Source organism: Serratia sp. CY82433, assembly GCF_052166535.1.
GTDB lineage: Bacteria > Pseudomonadota > Gammaproteobacteria > Enterobacterales > Enterobacteriaceae > Serratia > Serratia sarumanii.
In genome coordinates this window covers 434,930-454,652 of the sequence record NZ_JBJNOR010000003.1, presented here as the reverse complement: position 1 = coordinate 454,652, position 19,723 = coordinate 434,930, and the positions used below count along the sequence as shown (strand labels likewise).

Below are 19,723 nucleotides of genomic sequence, written 5' to 3'. Positions count from 1 at the left end.
AACATGGAGCCGTGGCCGTTGGAGAGCACGAAACGGTCGCGGTCAGCCCAGTGCGGGTTAGTCGGGTTGTGGTTGAGGTAGTCACGCCACAGGACTTCGGCGATGTCCGCCATGCCCATGGGGGCACCCGGGTGGCCGGAATTGGCTTTTTGTACGGCGTCCATGCTGAGTGCGCGGATGGCGTTGGCAAGCTCTTTACGAGAGGACATGTTTTACTCCAGGTCGGATAAAAAAAGCAGTCAAGTTCCCTATTTTCTCAGACTCCACATCACAACGGCAATCCCTAATGCCAAATGAGAGCGAGTTCACCACTTATTAGCACGATTGGACGCTTTTTCGGAATAACACTATTCTCGCCCCGGCTGGCGTACACTAGGCTCTTGCAACAAGATTTCCTCCAAGCAAAATGACTCTTTTACCTTGTTACCTTCACAGGAAGATGGCGTTATGAAGATCCGTACCTCTTTGATTGCGTTGGGCATTGCCACCTTGGCAACCGGCTGTCAAAACCTGAATACCGAAACCTTGATGCAGTCCGGCGCGCAGGCGTTCCAGGCGGCGACCCTGAGCAACAACGACGTTAAGGCCCTGAGTGATAAATCCTGCGCCGAGATGGACAGCAAGGCACAAATCGCGCCGGCCGACAGCACCTACGCCAAGCGTCTCAACAAAATCGCCGCGGCGCTGGGCGACAACATCAACGGCACCCCGGCCAACTACAAGGTCTACGTGACCAAAGACGTCAACGCCTGGGCGATGGCCAACGGCTGCATCCGCGTCTACAGCGGCCTGATGGACATGATGAACGACAACGAAGTCGAAGGCGTGCTGGGCCACGAAATGGGCCACGTGGCGCTGGGCCACACCCGCAAGGCGATGCAGGTGGCTTACGGCACCGTGGCGCTGCGCACCGCTGCGTCCTCCGCCGGCGGCGTCATCGGCTCGCTGTCGCAGTCGCAGCTGGCGGACATCGGCGAGAAGCTGGTCAGCGCCCAGTTCTCACAGAAGCAGGAAAGCGAAGCAGATGATTACTCGTTCGATCTGCTGAAAAAGCGCGGCATCGATCCGAATGGCCTGGCCACCAGCTTCGAAAAACTGGCCCAGATGGAAGCCGGCCGTCAGAGCAGCATGTTCGACGACCACCCTTCTTCCCAAGCGCGTGCGCAGCACATTCGCGATCGCATCGCGTCAGAGAAATAACCACGAAAACGCCCGGCAATCGCCGGGCGTTTTTTATCGTCTCAATACAGGGTTTTCTGCGGCGGTCCGGCGAAGGTCAGCGGCCCGACCTGCTTCATGTCCACCTCGACCACCGACGGCCCCGGGTAGTTGATCGCCTCGGCCAGCACGCCGTTGAACTGCGACGCCGCGTCCACCTTCCAGGCTTTCAACCCCATCGCTTCGGCGACCTGGGTAAAGGCTGGCGTATGCAGCTCGTTGTAATACTGACGCCCGGCGAAGTACTTGTCCTGAATGCCGCGCATCACGCCATAACCGCCGTCGTTCATGATAATCAGGGTGATGTTCACCTGTTCCTGCGCCATGGTCGCCAGCTCGCCCAGGCCCAGCGCCAAACCACCGTCGCCCACCAACCCCACCACCTTGCGCTGCGGGTTGGCAATCGCGGTGCCGATGGCCATCGGCAGCCCCATGCCGATGGCGCCGGCCAGCGAGTGAATGTTGCACAGCGGCGAGATGGCACGGAACAGACGGCTGCCCCAGACGCTGCCGGAAACGGTGATATCGCGTACCAACAGCCCGTCCTGCGGCAGCGCGGCGTCGATGGCATCGTTGAGTTTGGCGTATTCGCCGGACTGTTGGCGCAGCGCGCGCTCCGCCTGCTGCACCGCCCCCGCGATCTCGGCATCCCACTCGGCGTTGACCTTCTCGCCGGGGCTCAGCCGCGCCGCCAGCGCCGCGAGCAGCGCCGCACAGTCGCCGTTGATCTGTTCATCGGCCAGATAGTTGCGGTTGGCCGCCGCCGGATCGATGTCAATCTGCACCAGCGGGCGCGGCAGCGGCAGCGTCCAGGTACGGGTTTCATTGCTGCGCAGGCGCGAACCGGCCACCAGCGTCAGATCGCACTGCGTCAGGATCGCTTCGATGCTCGGTGAGTTATGGAACGCCCGCAGGCTGCGCGGATGGCTGTCCGGCAGAATGCCGCGCCCGTGGGTGCTGGAGATCACCGCTACGCCGGCGTCCGCCAGCTTGCGCACCGCGTCGCCGCAGGCCAAGGCGCCGCCGCCCAACCACAGCAGCGGACGCTTGGCCTGTTTCAGCCGCTGATGCAGCCGTTCCACCGCCGCATCGTCCGCCTGCGGCAGCGGCGCCGGCGCCAACGGCTCGGTCAGCACCGAACGGGAAACCAGGCTGCTTTGAATATCGATCGGGATCTCGACCGCCACCGGGCCGCAGGGCACGGTTTGCGCATCCAGGATCGCCCGCTGGATCACCGCCACCGCCTGCTCCGGCGAATTGACCCGGTAAGCGCGTTTGGAGCAGGCGCGCAGGAAGCCGAGCTGATCGCGGGTTTCATGAATAAAACCGGCGTCGGCGTCCAGATAGGCTTTTTCCACCTGGCCGGTGATATGCAGCAGCGGCGTGTTGGCGTTGAGCGCCTCAATCATCGCCCCCACCGCGTTGCCGGCGCCGGCGCCGGTGCTGGTCAACGCCACGCCCAGGCCGGAGAAGCGCCCGTGCGCGTCGGCCATGGTGACCGCCCCCGCTTCGCCGCGCGCCGGCACGAAGCGAATTTTATCGCGCTGCCCCACCGCATCGGCGATCGGCAGATTATGAATCGAAATGATGCCGTACATCGCCGACACCGCGTACTGTTCCAGAGTCCGGGCTATCGCCTCGCCAACCGTGATTTTATCGCTCATCATCTGCCTTCTTAGGGTATTCGTTATTAGGGTTATGCGTAGAGGTGTCGGCCTAGTCGCTCCAGCGGTTCACCTGATGGCTCAGCGCCAGATACACGCTTTTCTGCTGCATGTAGGCCTTGATGCCGTTCAGGCCTTTTTCGCGGCCCAGCCCGCTCTCCTTGAAGCCGCCGAACGGCGTGGAAATCGAGAACGTTTTGTAGGTGTTGACCCAGACGGTGCCGGTTTCCAGCCGCTCCGCCAGCGCCATCGCACGAGGGAAGTCGCGGCTCCAGATGCCAGCCGCCAGGCCGTACACCGAGTCGTTAGCCTGTTCAGTCAGCTGTTGCTCGTCGTCGAACGGCAGCGCCACCAGCACCGGGCCGAAGATCTCTTCCTGGCAAACGCGGGCGTCGTTGTTCAAGCCTTCGATAATGGTCGGCAGGTAATAGCTGCCGCTCGCCAGTAGCGGATCGGCCGGCACTTCGCCGCCGATGATCACCCGGCCGCCCTCCTGCCGCGCCAGCGCCACGTAGTCCGCTACGCTTTGCCGATGTTTGGCGCTGATCAGCGGGCCGAGATGCACGCCCGGCACCAGCGGGTTGCCGATGCGCAGCCCCGCCGTCAGTTCGGTCAAGCGCGCCAGCAGCGGCTGATACAGCGAACGATGCACGAACAGCCGCGAACCGGCGATGCATGCCTGGCCGGCGGAGCTGAAAATGCCATAGCAGATGCCGCGCGCCGCCTGTTCCAGATCGGCGTCCTCCAGCACGATGGTCGGCGACTTACCGCCCAATTCCAGCGAAGTGGGGATCAGCTTGTCGGCGGCGATGTGCGCCAAATGGCGCCCGGTACTGGTCCCGCCGGTAAAGGCGATCTTTTTCACCAGCGGATGGCGCGCCAACGCCTCGCCGATCACCGAACCTTTGCCCGGCAACACGCTGAGCAGCCCGGCAGGCAGGCCCGCCTGTTCGAACAGTTCGGCCAGCTTCAGTGCCATCAGCGGCGTGGCTTCGGCCGGTTTGAGCACCACCGCGTTGCCCGCCGCCAACGCCGGCGCCACCTTCTGCATTTCGCTGGCGATCGGCGAGTTCCACGGCGTAATGGCGGCGATCACCCCCATCGGTTGGTACTGGCTGAGCGTCATCACCTCGGCGCTGCGCGGGGTCGGCAACTCGCCTTCCAACACCTCGCAGGCGGCGGCAAAGTAGCGCGCGGTCGCCGCCGCGCTGGCCACCAGCCCGCGGGTCTCGGCCAGCGGCTTGCCGTTGTCGCGGGTTTGCAGCTCGGCCAACTGCTCCTGCTGCGCCAGGATCAGGTTGCTGACGCGGTAGAGGATCGAGGCGCGTTGATGCGGCACCAGCCCGCGCCATTCCGGCGCGCGCCAGGCGCGCTCCGCCGCTTCCACCGCCTCGTTCACGTCCTCGACGTTGGCGGCGCGCAGCCGCGCGTTGACGCTGCCGTCGGCCGGGAATACCGAAGCCATCTCTTCGCCACGCCCTTCACGCCAGCGCCCGGCGACAAAAATATTCAATCGTTCCATGCTCCGCTCCTGCCGTTCAGGCAATAAAACCGCCGTCCACCAGACGGCGGCAGGCTTGTACCGCGCTCAGCGCCGCCAGGGTTGATGTTTTGGGATTGCTCGCCAGCGGGGTGCCGCTCAGCTCGATGTGAAATTCGCCAAAGTCGCCGCATACCTGCAGACGATGGGTATTGCGCCGGGTGGCGGGATCGACCTGCAGGCGCACCCGGGTGGCGTCCATCCCCAGGCCGTTGAGCGCAATGGTGGCCGCCACGTTGGCATTGGCCGGGAACAAACGCGCCGCTTCGCGCGCCGACCCTTCGAAAAATACCTGCGCTTCGCTCACCGCATCGAGGTCGATCAGCTGCTCCGCCGGGCTGCCTCGCCAGCTGGCCGGGCTTTTGCTGGCCTGATAAGTCACGCTCTCCAGCCCGCCTTCGCGCGCCGACGCCAGCCCATCCATCCCCGCCACCGCACCGGACAGCACGATCAGCTGCCCGTGATGGCGGCGGCAAACCTGCTGCAGCCGCTGTTGCAATGCGGCGTCCGCCAGCGCGCCGGTCGAGATCAACGCCAGCGGCCAACCGCGCTGCAGCACCGCTTCGCCGAACTCCGCCACCGCCTGCTGGCTGGCGCACTCCAGTACCAGATCCGGCCGCTGCAAACACTGCTCGGGATGGGTCAGCGCCTGCACCCGCCCGCCAAAGGCCGCGGCGATCGCCGCATGATGAGCTGCGCGCGCCAGGATCCAACCGACCTCCACGCCTTCCGGCAAACGGGCGATCACTTCCTTCGCCATCGAGCCGTAGCCAATCATCATGATCTTCTTCATCTTTATCGGCCCCTGCTACACATGGCGGTTAAAGCCGCCGGATACGTCCAGCGCCGCGCCGGTGGTAAAGGAAGCCAGCGGCGAAGCGAGGAACAGCAGCGCCTGCGCCGGCTCCTGCGGCTTGCCGAGGCGCTTCATCGGGATGCCGCGCCGTTCGGCGATCGCCGCCGTCCACTGTTCCCAGCTTTGATCTTTATCGCTGCGCTCGTCGAAACGGCGGCGCCACTGGCCTGACTCCACCATCCCCAGCAAGATCGAGTTAACGCGAATGCCCTTGCCCACCAGCTCTTTCGACAGCGTCAGCGTCATGTTGAGCAGCGCGGCGCGCGCCGCCGAGGTGGCGATCATGTGTTCTTCCGGCTGCAGCGCCAGCAGCGAGTTCACGCAGGTGATAGACGCGATCGCCGACCGTTCCAGCGCCGGTAAGAACGCCTGCACCGGGTTGATCACGCCGAACAGCTTCAGCTCGGCCTCATGCAGCCAGGCTTCGCGCGGCGTCTGGTCAAAATGGGCGACGAAGCCCTGACCGGCGTTGTTGATCAGCAGATCCACGCCGCCGAAATGCGCCGTCACCTGAGCGGCGAACTGCGCCACCTGCTGCGCGTCCAGCACGTCGCAGCGCAGCGCCAGGATCCCCGCCTGCGGAAACTCCGCACGCAGGCTGGCCTCCGCGCCGGCCAGTTTGTCCGGATCGCGGCCGCAGAACGCCACCTTCGCCCCTTCGGCCAGCAGCAGCTTCAGGGTTTCGAAACCGATGCCCGACGAGCCGCCAGTCACCACCGCCACCCGGTTTTCAAGCTGAAAATTCATCGTTGGATTGCTCCCGTAAAGTCCCGCAGATAGCGGTTGAAACACGCCGACGCGTCGAGGTAGCTGGCATGGCCGGCGGCGGCGATCAAACGCAGCGTCGCGTCCTGCTCACGCGCCAGCTCGGCCGCCTTCTCCGGCGGCGTAATGCGATCCTGTTCACCACACCACACCTCCAGCGGGCCGCGATAGCGCGCCAGATAGCGGCCGATATCGTCGTTGGCCAGCATCCAGGCGGCTCTCAGAAAGCCGTCGGGATCGAGCTGCTGCATGCCGTTGCGCACCCAGGCGATGTCCTGCGGATCCGCCCCTTCACGCAGCAAGGCCGCCGCCCGCTGCTCGCCGTAGCCCACCGGCCCCAGCGTCTCTATCATCTGTTGGCGCTGGCCATAGACCTGCCGGCGTTTTTCCTCCGGCGCCGTGGCATAGCCCTGCGCCGGATCCGCCAACGCCAATCCGCATAACCCGTCCGGATAGCCGGCGGCATAGGCGCTGCCGATCAGCGCCCCCAGCGAATGGCCGACGATCAGCGGCTGCGCCAGCTGCAGCTCATCTATCAGCGCCGCCAACGCCGCCGCATAACCGGCGGCATCGGCCTGCGGATGCGCCAACGGCAGGCTGCCGCCGTAGCCCGGCGCGTCCCACGCCAACAGACGGTGGCCATCCGTCAGGCCGCTATCGTTGAGCTGCTTGATCCACGAGGCCGATCCGGAGCTGATGCCGTGCAGCAACACCACCGGCCGCCCCTGCCCGGCCTCGCGCCAGCTCAGGGTATACGCCCCGCAGCGCGCCCGTTGGCGTTGCGCCAGGCCGTTCATCAGTTGCGCTTCACTTTGGATAGCGGATGATCCGCCGGATAGGTCGGGATCTCCGGCTTGGCGGTGCCGAGCATCACGCACATCAGCGCTTCTTCCTCACCGTGGTTGAACAGGCCGCGATACACCCCCGCCGGCACCGAGATCAGATCGCGCTCTTTCAGCCTGGTTTCGTAATACTCTTCGCCGTCCTGGATCATCAGCGTGATGCTGCCCTTCAGCATGAAGAACACTTCTTCCACGTCGTCGTGCAGGTGCAGCGGGCCCTCGCACTTCGACGGCAGCACCATGGTGGAGAAGGTGAAGTTGCCCGCCGGAATGGTGTTGGCGTCGCTGGCCACGCCGGTAGCGCCGGTACCGATGTAGCGCATCTGCGCGCGGCGGTATTTCGGGTCAAAGTCGGCCTGGAATTTCAGCGCGTTCCAGTCGTATTTACGGCCTTCGAAACGGGCGATGCGCGACTCTACCCAGTTTTCCATCGACAGATCCTGCGGCTTGACGCCGGCTTTGTTCTCAACCTGAGACATGTTGTCACTCCTCTGTTGAATCGATTGATTAATCAGTACTTTCTCAGTAACGGCAGCAGAATGAGGCAGCCGACGAAAGCCATCACCACCAGGAACAGCAGGCCGTTATCCATATTGCCGGTAGCGGCGATCAACGCCCCCATCAGCACCGGCGCCAGCGCGCCGGCAAAATTGCCCAACCCGTTGAAGATGCCGCCGGCGGTGGCGCTGACCTTGCTGCTGGTCGCCTTCGCCAACAGCGCGAAAATATTCGGCGCGCCGGCGCCCCACATAAAGGTGCTGAAGGCCATGGCGGCGATTACGCTGTAGGTGCCCTGCAGGTGCAGCACCACCGCCAGACCGAGGCCGGCGCCGCACAGCGACAGGAAACAGGCCAGCGCGCGCCGATCCAGCTTGTCCGACAGCCAGGCGCCCAGCACTTCGCCAAGCAGCATGGCGATGAACGGCAGCGAAGAGAGGTAACCGGCATGCTCCAGATGAATGCCTTTCCCCTTGATCAGGTAGCTCGGCAACCAGCCGTTCATGCCCCACAGGTAGGTCAGGAAGGCGATGTTGAACAGGCAGATCATCCAAAAGTGCGGGCTGCGCAGCAGCTCGCGGCGATGCTGTTTACGTTCGGACACCGCCGGCTTGGTCGCCGCCGCCGGGCGCGCGACGTTCAGGTGGCGCATGCCGAACAGCACCAGCAACATCACCGGCAGCGTCAGAAACGCCATAAAGAAGAAGGTGGCCTGCCAGTCGAAGGTATTGAGGATGTACAGGGTGACCGGGAAGCCAAGCGCGGCGCCCAGCGGCGTGCCGAGCAGCCACAGCATGGTGGCGCGCGCCTGCAGCTGCGGCGGGAAGGCCTGACGAATAATGGCGTAGGCCATCGGCAGCAGCGGCCCTTCGGCGATGCCGAGCAGAATGCGCAGCGTCATCATGGCGTGATAGGAACGCGTCATCCCCATCAACACCATCAGCACGCCCCACACCACCATCATGCCAATCAATACCTTGACCGGATTAAGCCGATCGCCGATGCCGCTGAGTAGCATCGAGGAAATGCCGTAGGAGAACAGAAACGCGCTCATCAGCAAACCCAGCCGCGCCGGGTCAAACCCGATGCCCAACGCCTGCTGAAACTCACTATCGGAAAACAGCGCCGCGATGCTGATCTTGTCGAAAAACGCCAGCAGCACGCAGGCGAACAGCGCGATCGGCACCGACCAGCGCACCCGCTGCTGCGGATTTTCGGCAACGGCTTCCCCCGCCCGTCCAGCGCGGGCGTCAATGTCTTGCGTAGTCATAAAACGCTCCCGAGGTTCGGGCGTTATTTCAACGCCATCAAAGAAAACTCCGCATCCGCCAGCTGCTGCGGATCCAGCACCCGGCCGCTCGCCAGCCAACGCTTGCCGAGCTTGATGGTGCGCGCATCGTTGAACGCCACCATCTGCACCAGCTGCCGATCGGCGTTCAGCGTGAAGAACACCTGCGACTGCGGCGTGCGGCGCACCACATGGTGCACGCCGCCGCTCGGCACGCCGAGGATCTGGATATTGGCGTCGTATTGATCCGACCAAAGCCAGGCCACGTCGTCATACGGTGCGGCGAAGGCGTCGAGCATCGCGCAGGCGGTGCTGATGGCCTGATTTTGCGCGTAGGCCCAGGACTGCAGGCACAGGCCGAGCGTCGGGTGGCGCGCCACGTCACCGGCGGCGAAGATCGCCGGATGGCTGGTGCGCCCCTGGCCGTCGACCACGATGCCGGACTCGATCGCCAACCCGGCGCTGCGCGCCAGTTCGAGATTCAGCTCGACGCCGATCCCCACCACCACCAGGTCGAAGGCCTGCGGATCGCTGACTTCACTGCCGATCCAGGCGGCGCCGTCGCGATCTTCCAACGAGATCTCGCCGCAGCCGCACAGCACCGTGACGCCCTGCTGACGATGCAGTTCGAGCAACGCCTGTGAAACGTCGGCGCCGACGCTGCGCATGCACAGCGCGGGCTGGCGTTCAAACACCGTCACCTCGGCGCCGAGACGGCGCGCGGAAGCGGCGATCTCCAGCCCGATCCAACCGCCGCCAACGATCGCCAGGCGGCGGCAACCCTGCAGGCCCTGCCGCAACCGAGCCGCATCGTCCCAGGAACGCAGCGTCATAACGCGCGGGTGCTGCGCCCAGGCGGCGCCCGGCAAACGCGGCCGACCGCCGGTGGCGATCAGCAACTGCTCGAACTGCAGCCGTTGCCCGTCGCTGAGCGTGACGATTTGCTGTTCTGCATCGATGAACTCGGCGCGCAGCGGGCGGCGCCAGTCGATATTCAGCTCCGCCACCGTCTGTTCGCTGAACAGCCGGCTGAGGGGAGCCGCGGCATCCAGCAGCGCCGCTTTCGACAGCGGCGGCCGCTCGTAAAAATCGTAGGGTTCGTCGCTGACCACCGTCAGCCGGCCGCTGTAACCGCGATCGCGCAGCGTCTTGGCCGCCCAGCCGCCGGCCTGGCCGCCGCCGACGATGACGATGCCCACATGTTCCGGCCGGTTCATAACGCCGCCGCCTTTTTATGCTGGCGGCGCGTGTCGTGATCGATGCCGCCCTCTACCGCCCATTCGGTGAAGGAGACCAACGAATGCTCCAGCTCGCGCGGCCGCCAGTTTTCCGTCAGATAATCATCGTTGGTGTAGTACTCGAACGCGCCGCCGGTCGGGCTGTTGACGTACCAGAAATAAGCCGAGGAGATCGGGTGGCGGCCGGGGCCGATAAAGGTGCTCCACTTCTCCTTGTTCATGGCGATGCCGCCGCCGATCACTTCGTGGATATCGCGCACGGTGAACGCCACGTGGTTCAGACCCCGTGGGCGGTTCGGCAGCTTCAGCAGGAACAGGTTATGGTGGCCGCCGCGCGCCTGGGTGCGCAGGAAGACGGCGCGATCGATATAGCGATCGGAAACCTGGAAATCCAACAGCTCGCGATAGAAACGCTCGGTCGCCGCCAGGTCCTCAACGAAGAACACCACGTGGCCAATGTTGATCGGCTGCGCCTGCGAATAGACCGGGCTGGGTTGATCGATGCGGCGCACGTCGCCCCATTGGTTGATCGGCGTGACCGGCACCTCGACCGCCTGCTGGCGGCTGACGACGAAGCGCAGCGTCATGCCGTTGGGATCGAGGCATTCCAGCTCTTCTCCCACCTGACGGAAGCCGGGCATCAGCGCCAAACGCGGCTGCAGATGCGCCAGATCGGCAGGCGAGGCCACGCCCCAGGTCATGCGGCGCAGGGTTGAACCGCCCTCAAACGCCGCAGGCAGCGCCGCACTTTGCAACGGATGCAGGACAACCCGCGCCCCGCTCAGGGTGGTGAATTCGCGCTGCGGTTCGCCCCAATGTTGCGTGGCGGGCTGCAGGCCGAAGTCTTGCATGAATTTTTCGCAGGTTGGCAGATCTTCGACGCCAAATTCCAGTTTTTCGATTCCGATTACGCTCATTGTTCAGCCTCACGTTCTCGCTGCATACGGTTTTCAGGCATGAGTGAACCCCGGCCCCTGTTTGCTACGGGCCTTATCCCTGCCTGAGTAAAAGAGTCGGTCCTGTCGGTTAGCCGACGTTGGCCTGCGGCGGCGCGCCGAGGAAGCCGGAAATTTTCTCCGCCGCGTCGCGTACTTCCATGCGCAGCCGCTCGCGATCCGCTTTCGGGATCTCATCGGACGGCACCATGATGCTGACCACCGCCTCGACCCGCTGCTCGCGGTTGAAAATCGGATAGACGATCGAGGAGATGCCGTGGCGGAAGAACGACTCGCCGATCACATAGCCGCGCGCTTTGTCTTGCTGCACCATCTGCCACAGCGTTTCGCGATCCGCCGGGGTGCCCGGCGCATTGCCCGGCAGCTGCGCGTCCGGATAAAGTTGTTCGAACTCGCTGCGGGTGGCGCTGGTCAACAGCATGCGGCCGAGCGAGGTTTGATGCACCGGCAAGCGAGTGCCGACGCTGACCTGATTGATCTGCGAACCGGCGGCGCTGACGCGGGCGATGTAGATAACGTCGCGCCCATCGCGGATCGCCAGATGACTGCTGCACTGGCTGCGATCGCGCAGCTGCTCAATCACCGGCTGGCCGGCCTGCGCCACGTCCAGCGACGCGATGTATTCAAAGCCGAGGCGCAGCACCTTGATGCCGAGCGCAAAGGTGTTGGTGCGCGGATTGCGCTCCAAAAAGCCCAGGTGCTCAAGCGTCTGCACCACGCGGTAGGCGGTGGCCTTCGGCATATCGACCAGGCGATGCAACTCGGCGAAAGTCATTTCCTTATGCTGCTCGCCAAACGCCAGCAGCAACTGCAACCCGCGATCCAGCCCCGGGATCAGATACTTACATGCTTGCTCGTCCGCCATTTCTCGCTCCTGCGCTGTGCGCCGGCCCTGCGGGCCTCAGTTGAATACGAAGCCGCCGTTGACCGGCAGCAGTTGGCCGGTGACGAAATCCGCCAGCGGCGACAGCAGATAAAGCACCGTACCGTTCACATCGTCCGGGTGCTGCGCCCCGGCCAGCGCGCGCCCCTGCTCGTACAGCTGATGACGCTCGGCGGGCACATACTCGGTGGCTTCCACCCGCGTCAGGCCCGGCGCGATGGCGTTGACGCAGATCCCCTGCGGGCCCAGCTCGCGCGCCATCGATCGGGTCATCGCGATCAGCGCGCCTTTGCTGGCGACATAGGCCATCAGACGCGGCGCGCCCCACAGCGCAGTGTCCGACGCCACGTTGACGATCTTGGCGTGCGGGCTGCGCGCCAGCAGCGGCACCGCCGCCTGGCTCACCAGCCAGGTGCCGCGCACGTTGACCTGCATCACCCGATCCCACAGATCGATATCGTATTCCATCATGGTTTTGCCGCCGACGCCGGTCGCCAGCGCCGCGTTGTTCACCAGACCGTCGATCCCGCCGCCTGCGGCGATCTTCTCGAACGCCGAGCGGATCGAATCCGGTGACGCTAGATCGATCGTCTGCGTTTCCACCTGAGCGCCCTGCTCGCGCAGCGCAGCGCCGCTCGCCGCCAGCTCATCCGCCAGAATGTCGCACATCACCACCTGCGCGCCGGCGGCGGCGATGGCGGCGGCGAAGCTGTAGCCCAGGCCGCGCGCCGCGCCGGTGACAACAATGCGTTTGCCGTTCAACAGGCCGTTCACTGCGCCGCCTCCCGCTCGCGCAGCGTCGCCAGCTGTTTCTGCGCTTCTTTCTGCATCAGGCGGCGCAGGCGCGAAAGGCCGACGTCGTGCTGGTACAGGTATTCGCGGCCGCGGGCGTTAGGCGCCATATTTTCAAGCACGATGCGATCCTGCTCAAGCACGTCCCAATGCAACGATTCCAGGCGGTTGCGGTACATGAAGCGCCACATGTCGCGCTGCCAGTCTTTGACCTTGCGGATGCGCCAGAAGAACACCCGGCAGTGATCCTTGTCTTCCGGCACCACCATGCCGATGATCCAGAAGTGACCGCCCGGCCCGAAGCGCTTTTTGTACGGGATCGACAGGCGCATCCAATACGCGCCGCTGTTGCCGAACTCCACCCAGTCGAAGTTGACGCCAATCTGGCCGTTTTTCTTGAAGATAAACCCGCTGTCGGTCGGCTCCAGCCCCATATCCGCCTTGCGGTCCCCTTCCGCCATCGAGTGCGAGGAGGAGTGCAGGTAGGTGCCGTGCATCGGATCCATCACGTTTTCCAGGGCGTATTGGTAGTTGCAGTTCCAGCTGGCGGTGCACAGGAAATTGCTGTACGACGCTTCGTCCGCCAGCTCTTGCGGGAAAGTCAGCTCCGCCGGCGCTTCATCCGCCGTCACGCCGAAATAAAGGAACACCGCGCCGTAGGCTTCTTTGGCCGGGTAAGACCGCAGGCATTTTTGCCCCACCAGCGGGCAACGATCCACCGCCGGCACGTCTTTCACCGTGCCGTCGCCGCCGACCTCCACCCCGTGATACCAGCAGGCGATGCGATCGCCGAGGTTCCATCCCATGGAAAGCCGCGCGCCGCGGTGCGGGCAGCGGTCTTCCAACGCGTGGATCTGGCCTTCACCGTCGCGCCACACCACGATTTGCTGCTCCAGACGGGTGATGCCGACCGGATTGTTGCCCACTTCCCAGCTGGCCAGCACCGGATACCACATGCCGCGCAGCCCCTGGTCAAGATAGTCCTGCAAGCTCTGTTCGGAGGATGTTGTATTTGCTGTCATTGTCTTCTCCCGGATGTGGCTCAGAAACCGTTAACGTGAAGGAATTCGCGGAACGTCGCCTCATTCCACGGTTGGCCGCTGCGATCGAACAGGCGGCGCTGATTCAACGCGCTGACGATCTGCTCCAGCTCTTCCGCGCCCTGATCGAAGATCGTTTCCAGCGCCGCCACCAGGGCGGTTTCGAAACCGTCCGGCACACGAGCACGGTTTTGCCAGATCACGTTGCGAAATTGGCCCGGCTGATGGATTTGACCGTTGCCGCCTTCGCGGGCCGGCGTCACCTGTTGGGTGTCCGGCAGCCAGGGATTGAAATCGGTGATGTGCTGCATGATTACTCCTCCGCGATAAAGGTGATCTGGATTTGGTTGTCGACCACCCGGGTGGGATAGGTTTGCAGATCGCGGCCGCCCGGCTCGCGCAGGCACTGGCCGGTGCGCACGTCAAACAGCGCTTCGTGCAGCGGGCACTCAACCTTGCCGTCGTCTACAAACCCCTGGCTGAGCAAGGCATAGGCATGCGGGCAGACGTCTTCCAGCGCGTAGTAGTTACCGTCGAGCAGGTATACCCCGATCTCTTTTCCTTCCACTTTGCCGGAAAAAGGAAAATCTTCTTTCACCTGAGACACTTCGCACACATTCTTCCAGCTCATTGCTTTTATCCTCTATCTGATTGTTTCATATATGAAACTCAGTTTCTTATTTAATACAGTCACTATAAGTCTGGCGAAACTTTCGTCAAGCGAGCGGAACGGCAAATGTTAATGAAAGGTTGTTTAAAAATGACAAATGCGGGAAGGATCACGAAATAATGCACCGATATGAAAAACCTATGTCAGTTGTGCGCTCCCCTGCTAATTTATGGCAAAAAACGCGTTGATTCCGGCGACGCATTGCGCGTAAAAGTGTTTTCTCTCTGTCTTTCACACCCTATTTGATAACAATAATTTTACATCAATCAGCCTCATCCTCCCGCGTTTGCGCTAACTGGCATCCTCGGGTGAGTTTGCTGCTGCCTGAATTCGTCAACCGCTCGCACTGAGGAACGCGCCGTGCAACAACGTCAACGCTGGTTTGGAGTGATCGCCCTGCTGTTTCTGATCGTTATCGCCTATGCGGATCGGGTCAATATCGCCGTGATGTTGGTCAATCCCGACTTCCTGCAACACTTCCAACTTGGCGGTGACCGCGCTCACCAGGGCACGCTGATGACGGTGTTTTTGCTCGGCTACGGGCTGTCCGCCATGTTGCTGACGCCGTTTCTGGAAACGCTGATGGGCTACCGCCGCGCGCTGACGCTGAGCGTGGTGCTGTGGGCGCTGCTCACCGCCGCCTCGCCGCTGGCGGGCTCGCTGATGCTGCTGTGCGTGGTGCGCGCGCTGCTTGGCGTCAGCGAAGGGCCGCTGTTCTCGCTGAAGACCATGTACATCGGCGACCATTTCGCCGCCGACGAGCGCGGCAAGCCCAACGCGGTCAGCGCGCTGGGCGTTTCGTTGGGGCTGGTGCTCGGCTTTCCGCTGGTGAGTTTTCTGATGGCGCACTTCGGTTGGGCGATGTCGTTTCACCTGCTGGCGCTGCTCAACCTGCTGCTGGGGCTGGCGCTGGTGCGGCTGTTCGTTCACCCGCTCCCCTTATCCTCATCTTCACGCCCTGCCGATCCGCAACCGGTGCTGAACCGCGTCTGGCGCACCTTTGCACTGGCCTGGCGCACGCCGATGCTCGGCTGGATCCTGCTGATCGAGATCGCCACGCTCAGCTATCTGTGGGGCTCCAGCGCCTGGCTGCCGGCGTATCTGACCGATGAAAAGGGGTTTTCCATCAAGCAGATGGGCTGGATGGCCGCGCTGCCTTTCATCGTCAGCATCGCCTCCAAATACCTCGGTGGCGTGTTGCTCGATCGTATCCGCCCTTATCAGGCGCCGCTGATCTTCGTCTGCGGCGGCGCAGCGACCGCGCTGTGCATTTATGGCGTGATGCACAGCCATCAGCTTGGCTGGATCGCCTTCTTTCTGCTGGCGGCCAACGCCTGTTGGGGGGCGCAGGGCGCGGCGATACCCACGCTGCTGCAACATTATGCGCGGCCGGAGGCGGTCGGCAGCGCCTATGGGCTGATCAACGGCATCGGCAATCTGTTCTCGGCGTTTGTGCCGATGGCGATGGGCATGGTGATGGCCAGCCAGGGCAAGGTGTCTTCAGGCTTTGCGGTGCTGATCGCCTCGCAGTTGCTGACGCTGCTGGCGGGCGGCGCGCTGTTTGGCCGCATGTTGCTGGCGCAGCAGATGAAGCGGGCATAAACCCGTTTCTCTGCCCTGTGCGGCGGAAAACCGAAAGCGTTGAGAGGGTGCTCGTGGATCTGGACGCCAACAGCCAGCAGACGGGGAACATCCCCGTCGCCGGGTTGCCTTACCGTTCGGATTCGTAAGCCAAAATGGCCGCAACCTCCGTGTTGCCCGATCGGATCCGCAGCTCACACAGCGTACTGCGAGTTCTCCATGCCAGTGATATTACCGTGGCACAAATAACCACCAATTTTAACAGGCTCCGTTTGTTCGGCATCATGCCTTCTTCTCCTTGCCTCGCGGCGGGTAAGAGGCTAACTTAACGTTGTCTGGCGTTAGAGTTGGCCTCGGGTTGATGGATATCGACTCGGGGCTTTTCTCTTTGTACCTTTCACGCAGGCTCCAGATACAAAGATCCAGAGCACCCGCGCGCAGTATATTCATCCTCCCCACTCTCCCGATTCCTTTTTACTGACTCAGTTTCATTTCTGCGCGGTGTTGTGCAAAGGCGTTGCAACGGACTGAAAAGGGCAGCGCGGATGGCGACAAATGCAATAAAAAAAGCGGCTCCATACGATGGGAGCCGCTTTTTCAGCGAGGAGTAGCCTGGCGTCAGGCGTGTTTCTTGGCCGCCTGCAGGTACAGCATCTCCAGGCCCAGGGTCGCCGCGGCCAGCGCGGTGATCTCGGACTGGTCATAAGCCGGCGCCACTTCCACCACGTCCATGCCGACGATGTTCAGCGACTGCATGCCGCGCACCAGCTTCAGCGCGCGATCGGAGGTCAGGCCGCCGATCACCGGCGTGCCGGTGCCCGGTGCGAACGCCGGATCCAGGCAGTCGATGTCGAAGGTCAGATACACCGGCATATCGCCGACGATGCCCTTGATCTGGGTCAGCAGGTCGTCCACGCTGCGATCGTTCACCTGCGCGGCGTCCAGCACGGTAAAACCGTTGTCATGATCGAACTCGGTACGAATGCCGATCTGCACCGAGTGGTGCGGATCGATCAAGCCTTCGTTCGGGGCATGGTAGAACATGGTGCCGTGGTCGAACTTGCTGCCGTTGGCGTAGGTATCGGTGTGGGCGTCGAAGTGCACCAGCGCCAGCTTGCCGAAATGCTTGGCGTGCGCGCGCAGCAGCGGCAGGGTCACGAAGTGGTCGCCGCCGAACGAGAGCATGCGCTTACCGGCCTTCAGCAGTTTCTCCGCGTGCGCCTGCAGCTTGTCGCTCATGTCTTGCGCGTCACCGAAGTTGAACACGATATCGCCGCAGTCAACCACGTTCAGCCGATCGCGCAGATCGAAGCTCCACGGCCAGCGGTTGCCTTCCCAGGCCAGGTTGGTGGACACCTGACGGATGGCCGCCGGGCCGTGACGGCCGCCGGCGCGACCGGAGGTCGCCATGTCAAACGGAATGCCGGTGATGACCCACTCTGCATCGCTGTCGTAAGGCATGAAGTTCAGCGGAAAGCGCAGGAAACCAAAGGCGTTGGACACTAATGAATTATCGGACTGATGGCCTAAGGTGCTCATAGTAAACCCTCGTAGTTCAACAAGTTGCCGGGCGCAGAGGCCGGGCCGTTACAAAAAAAAAATCCCTCCCGCGTCGTTAGCCCGACGAGAAAGGGATTTGTTCGATGTTTGTTTCGGTGCTACCGATACGGCTGATTATGGCCGCATTTTATCCATGCTTCAAGGGGGCCGATATCGCCCCCCTGAAGAGGGCAGTTACTCGTCTTCCAGATACGTGTAGCCGTACAGGCCGGCTTCAAACTCTTCCAGGAATTGCGCCTGCAGCTCGCTGTCCAGATCGGTTTCTTTGACCTGATCGCGGAACTTGGCCAGCAGCGCACCCGGATCGAGCTGCACGTACTCCAGCATGTCCGCCACGGTGTCGCCCTCGTCGGACAACTCGGTCTCGACGCTGCCGTCCGGGAACACGTACACGTCAACCGAGGCGGTGTCGCCGAACAGGTTGTGCATGTTGCCGAGGATCTCCTGGTACGCGCCGACCATGAAGAAGCCCAGCGCCGGCGGGTTCTCCGGATCGTACGGCGGCATCGGCATGGTGGTCGCCACGCCGTCGCCGTCGACGTAATGGTCGATAGTGCCGTCGGAATCGCAGGTGATGTCGAGCAGCACCGCACGGCCTTCCGGCGGCTTATCCAGCCCTTCCAGCGGCAGCACCGGGAACAGCTGATCGATACCCCAGGCATCCGGCATCGACTGGAACAGCGAGAAATTGACGTAGAACTTGTCCGCCATGCGCTCTTGCAGCTCGTCGATGATTGGACGGTGCGCGCGATTGCTCGGATCGAGCTGCTGCTGGATCTTGTTGCAGATGTTCAGATACAGCTGCTCGGCCCAGGCGCGCTTGGTCAGATCCAGCATGCCGTGCGCGTATTGGGTATGCACGTCGTGCAGATCCATCTGGCTGTCGTGCAGCCATTCGCGCAGCGAGCGGCGGTTCTCCGGCTCGTTCATTTCCAGCCAGGTTTCCCACATGCTTTCCAGCGCGCGCGGCGCGTCGGCTTCCGGCGGCAACGGTTCGCTGAATTCGTTGCGCTCGACGCCGATCACGTTGGAAACCAGCACCGTATGGTGCGCGGTCACGGCGCGGCCGGACTCGGTGATCACCGTCGGGTGCGGCAGGCCGTGTTCGTTACAGGCATCGCCGATACCCCAAATCACGTTGTTGGCGTATTCGTTCAGGCCGTAGTTCACCGAGCAGTCGGACTGCGAGCGGGTGCCTTCGTAGTCGACGCCCAAGCCGCCGCCCACGTCGAAGCACTGAATGTTGACGCCCAGCTTGTGCAGTTCAACGTAAAAGCGCGCCGATTCGCGCACGCCGGTGGCGATATCGCGAATGTTGGCCAGCTGCGAGCCCAAGTGGAAATGCAGCAGTTGCAGGCTGTCGAGACGGCCCGCTTCGCGCAGGGTTTCCACCAGCTTCAGCACCTGCACCGCCGCCAGACCGAACTTGGATTTTTCGCCGCCGCTCGACTGCCATTTGCCGGAGCCCTGCGACGCCAGGCGCGCACGCACGCCCAGGCGCGGCACCACGTTCAGCCGCTCAGCCTCTTCCAGCACCAGGTTGATCTCGGACATCTTCTCGATCACCAGGTACACCTTGTGCCCCAGTTTTTCTCCGATCAGCGCCAGGCGAATATATTCACGATCTTTATAGCCGTTACAGACGATCACCGAGCGGGTCATGCCGGCATGCGCCAGCACCGCCATCAGCTCGGCCTTGGAGCCGGCTTCCAGCCCCAGCGGTTCGCCGGAGTTCACCAGCGACTCAATCACGCGGCGATGTTGGTTCACCTTGATCGGATACACCAGGAAATAGCCGCCCTGGTAACCGAAAGACTCACGCGCGCGTTTGAACGCGGCGTTGATCGAACGCAGGCGATGCTGAAGGATCTGCGGGAAGCAGAACAGCGCAGGCAAACGTTGGCCGTCTTGCTGGCGCGTTTTCACCAGTTCTGCCAGATCGACGCGCGCCTGCGGGACATCCGGGTCCGGGCACACGCTGATATGGCCCAGCTCGTTGACGTCATAGTAATTGTTGCCCCAGTAGGCGACGTTATAAGTACGCAGCATCTTGCTGGCATTACGATCATTCATGGCAACCTCCTGCATGGAGCGCAAAGATAAAGACTCGCCCGCAACCGGCGGGCGGTGAATCAACAGATCATCAGACATGGTTCGCCTCACATTCCGCACTGACGAAACCGTCAGCCACTATCGCAGCTACCACCCGCGAGAACAACCCAACAAGCCGCGCTGGCGGCAGCGAAGAGAACCGCCGTTCGCGGTCAGCGATCGGTTTATCACTCATATAATTGTAAGACACCCTGTTCAAACCTCGTGAATCGGGCCAAGA

At 62.9% G+C, this 19,723-nt stretch carries 19 protein-coding genes and 1 pseudogene; 2 read left to right on the top strand and 18 right to left on the bottom strand.

Features of this window, described 5'->3' with window-relative positions:
- Nucleotides 1-209: pseudogene (locus ACJ8PI_RS18410) on the bottom strand (transketolase); the annotation flags it as partial.
- A 238-nt stretch (nt 210-447) separates the two neighbouring features.
- On the opposite strand from ACJ8PI_RS18410, the gene ACJ8PI_RS18405 reads away from it, so the two are divergent.
- Nucleotides 448-1,200 (top strand): M48 family metallopeptidase, encoded by a 753-nt coding sequence (locus tag ACJ8PI_RS18405; protein WP_164134835.1) that lies wholly within the window; start codon nt 448-450, stop codon nt 1,198-1,200.
- Between the two features lie 41 nt (nt 1,201-1,241).
- Here ACJ8PI_RS18405 and ACJ8PI_RS18400 read toward each other — a convergent pair whose 3' ends face one another.
- The 14 genes from ACJ8PI_RS18400 to ACJ8PI_RS18335 all read right to left on the bottom strand — a co-directional run bounded on the left by ACJ8PI_RS18400 (nt 1,242) and on the right by ACJ8PI_RS18335 (nt 14,211).
- Complete coding sequence (locus tag ACJ8PI_RS18400) at nt 1,242-2,882, bottom strand: thiamine pyrophosphate-binding protein (protein WP_164134854.1); 1,641 nt, start codon at nt 2,880-2,882, stop codon at nt 1,242-1,244.
- A gap of 52 nt (nt 2,883-2,934) precedes the next feature.
- Nucleotides 2,935-4,404 (bottom strand): aldehyde dehydrogenase, encoded by a 1,470-nt coding sequence (locus ACJ8PI_RS18395; RefSeq protein WP_049195191.1) that lies wholly within the window; start codon nt 4,402-4,404, stop codon nt 2,935-2,937.
- 16 nt (nt 4,405-4,420) lie between these two features.
- Nucleotides 4,421-5,215: an aspartate dehydrogenase gene (locus ACJ8PI_RS18390; RefSeq protein WP_049195190.1), complete on the bottom strand. Its 795-nt coding sequence runs from the start codon at nt 5,213-5,215 to the stop codon at nt 4,421-4,423.
- 15 nt (nt 5,216-5,230) lie between these two features.
- The gene (locus ACJ8PI_RS18385) at nt 5,231-6,025 is read right to left on the bottom strand and encodes an SDR family oxidoreductase (protein ID WP_164134836.1); all 795 of its coding nucleotides are present in this window, start codon (nt 6,023-6,025) and stop codon (nt 5,231-5,233) included.
- The gene (locus ACJ8PI_RS18380) at nt 6,022-6,840 is read right to left on the bottom strand and encodes an alpha/beta fold hydrolase (RefSeq protein WP_164134837.1); all 819 of its coding nucleotides are present in this window, start codon (nt 6,838-6,840) and stop codon (nt 6,022-6,024) included. Before ACJ8PI_RS18380 ends, ACJ8PI_RS18385 begins: the two co-directional genes overlap by 4 nt.
- Nucleotides 6,840-7,364 carry a cupin domain-containing protein gene (locus tag ACJ8PI_RS18375; protein ID WP_004937634.1) on the bottom strand — a complete coding sequence of 175 codons (525 nt, stop codon included), beginning with the start codon at nt 7,362-7,364 and terminating at the stop codon, nt 6,840-6,842. The genes ACJ8PI_RS18380 and ACJ8PI_RS18375 overlap by 1 nt, the downstream gene beginning before the upstream one ends.
- 32 nt (nt 7,365-7,396) lie before the next feature.
- Nucleotides 7,397-8,653, bottom strand: a complete 1,257-nt coding sequence (locus ACJ8PI_RS18370; RefSeq protein ID WP_033635897.1) for an MFS transporter — start codon at nt 8,651-8,653, stop codon at nt 7,397-7,399.
- A 23-nt stretch (nt 8,654-8,676) separates the two neighbouring features.
- A complete protein-coding gene (locus ACJ8PI_RS18365) occupies nt 8,677-9,888 on the bottom strand; it encodes an NAD(P)/FAD-dependent oxidoreductase (RefSeq protein WP_164134838.1) in 1,212 nt (403 codons plus the stop codon).
- Nucleotides 9,885-10,826 (bottom strand): VOC family protein, encoded by a 942-nt coding sequence (locus ACJ8PI_RS18360; protein WP_164134839.1) that lies wholly within the window; start codon nt 10,824-10,826, stop codon nt 9,885-9,887. The genes ACJ8PI_RS18365 and ACJ8PI_RS18360 overlap by 4 nt, the downstream gene beginning before the upstream one ends.
- Nucleotides 10,827-10,935: 109 nt before the next feature.
- Nucleotides 10,936-11,730 carry an IclR family transcriptional regulator gene (locus ACJ8PI_RS18355; RefSeq protein WP_004937625.1) on the bottom strand — a complete coding sequence of 265 codons (795 nt, stop codon included), beginning with the start codon at nt 11,728-11,730 and terminating at the stop codon, nt 10,936-10,938.
- A gap of 36 nt (nt 11,731-11,766) precedes the next feature.
- Nucleotides 11,767-12,522, bottom strand: coding sequence for an SDR family oxidoreductase (locus tag ACJ8PI_RS18350; RefSeq protein WP_033635901.1), 756 nt, complete (start codon nt 12,520-12,522; stop codon nt 11,767-11,769).
- Nucleotides 12,519-13,562 (bottom strand): aromatic ring-hydroxylating oxygenase subunit alpha, encoded by a 1,044-nt coding sequence (locus ACJ8PI_RS18345; RefSeq protein ID WP_033649620.1) that lies wholly within the window; start codon nt 13,560-13,562, stop codon nt 12,519-12,521. Before ACJ8PI_RS18345 ends, ACJ8PI_RS18350 begins: the two co-directional genes overlap by 4 nt.
- Nucleotides 13,563-13,582: 20 nt before the next feature.
- The gene (locus ACJ8PI_RS18340; RefSeq protein ID WP_004937617.1) at nt 13,583-13,891 is read right to left on the bottom strand and encodes a recombinase-like helix-turn-helix domain-containing protein; all 309 of its coding nucleotides are present in this window, start codon (nt 13,889-13,891) and stop codon (nt 13,583-13,585) included.
- A 2-nt stretch (nt 13,892-13,893) separates the two neighbouring features.
- Nucleotides 13,894-14,211 carry a non-heme iron oxygenase ferredoxin subunit gene (locus ACJ8PI_RS18335; RefSeq protein WP_004937614.1) on the bottom strand — a complete coding sequence of 106 codons (318 nt, stop codon included), beginning with the start codon at nt 14,209-14,211 and terminating at the stop codon, nt 13,894-13,896.
- Between the two features lie 399 nt (nt 14,212-14,610).
- Between ACJ8PI_RS18335 and ACJ8PI_RS18330 the strand changes: the two genes are divergently transcribed.
- Entirely contained in the window at nt 14,611-15,852 is a 1,242-nt protein-coding gene (locus ACJ8PI_RS18330) for an MFS transporter (protein ID WP_049212884.1), read from the top strand.
- A gap of 109 nt (nt 15,853-15,961) precedes the next feature.
- Here ACJ8PI_RS18330 and ACJ8PI_RS18325 read toward each other — a convergent pair whose 3' ends face one another.
- The 3 genes from ACJ8PI_RS18325 to speA form a co-directional block, all read right to left on the bottom strand.
- Complete coding sequence (locus ACJ8PI_RS18325) at nt 15,962-16,114, bottom strand: Hok/Gef family protein (protein WP_193146725.1); 153 nt, start codon at nt 16,112-16,114, stop codon at nt 15,962-15,964.
- Nucleotides 16,115-16,449: 335 nt separating this feature from the next.
- Entirely contained in the window at nt 16,450-17,370 is a 921-nt protein-coding gene (gene speB, locus ACJ8PI_RS18320; RefSeq protein ID WP_004937606.1) for an agmatinase, read from the bottom strand.
- 195 nt (nt 17,371-17,565) lie between these two features.
- On the bottom strand, nt 17,566-19,542 hold the full coding sequence (speA, locus tag ACJ8PI_RS18315) for a biosynthetic arginine decarboxylase (RefSeq protein WP_033649617.1): 1,977 nt from the start codon (nt 19,540-19,542) through the stop codon (nt 17,566-17,568).
- Nucleotides 19,543-19,723: the final 181 nt, after the last annotated feature.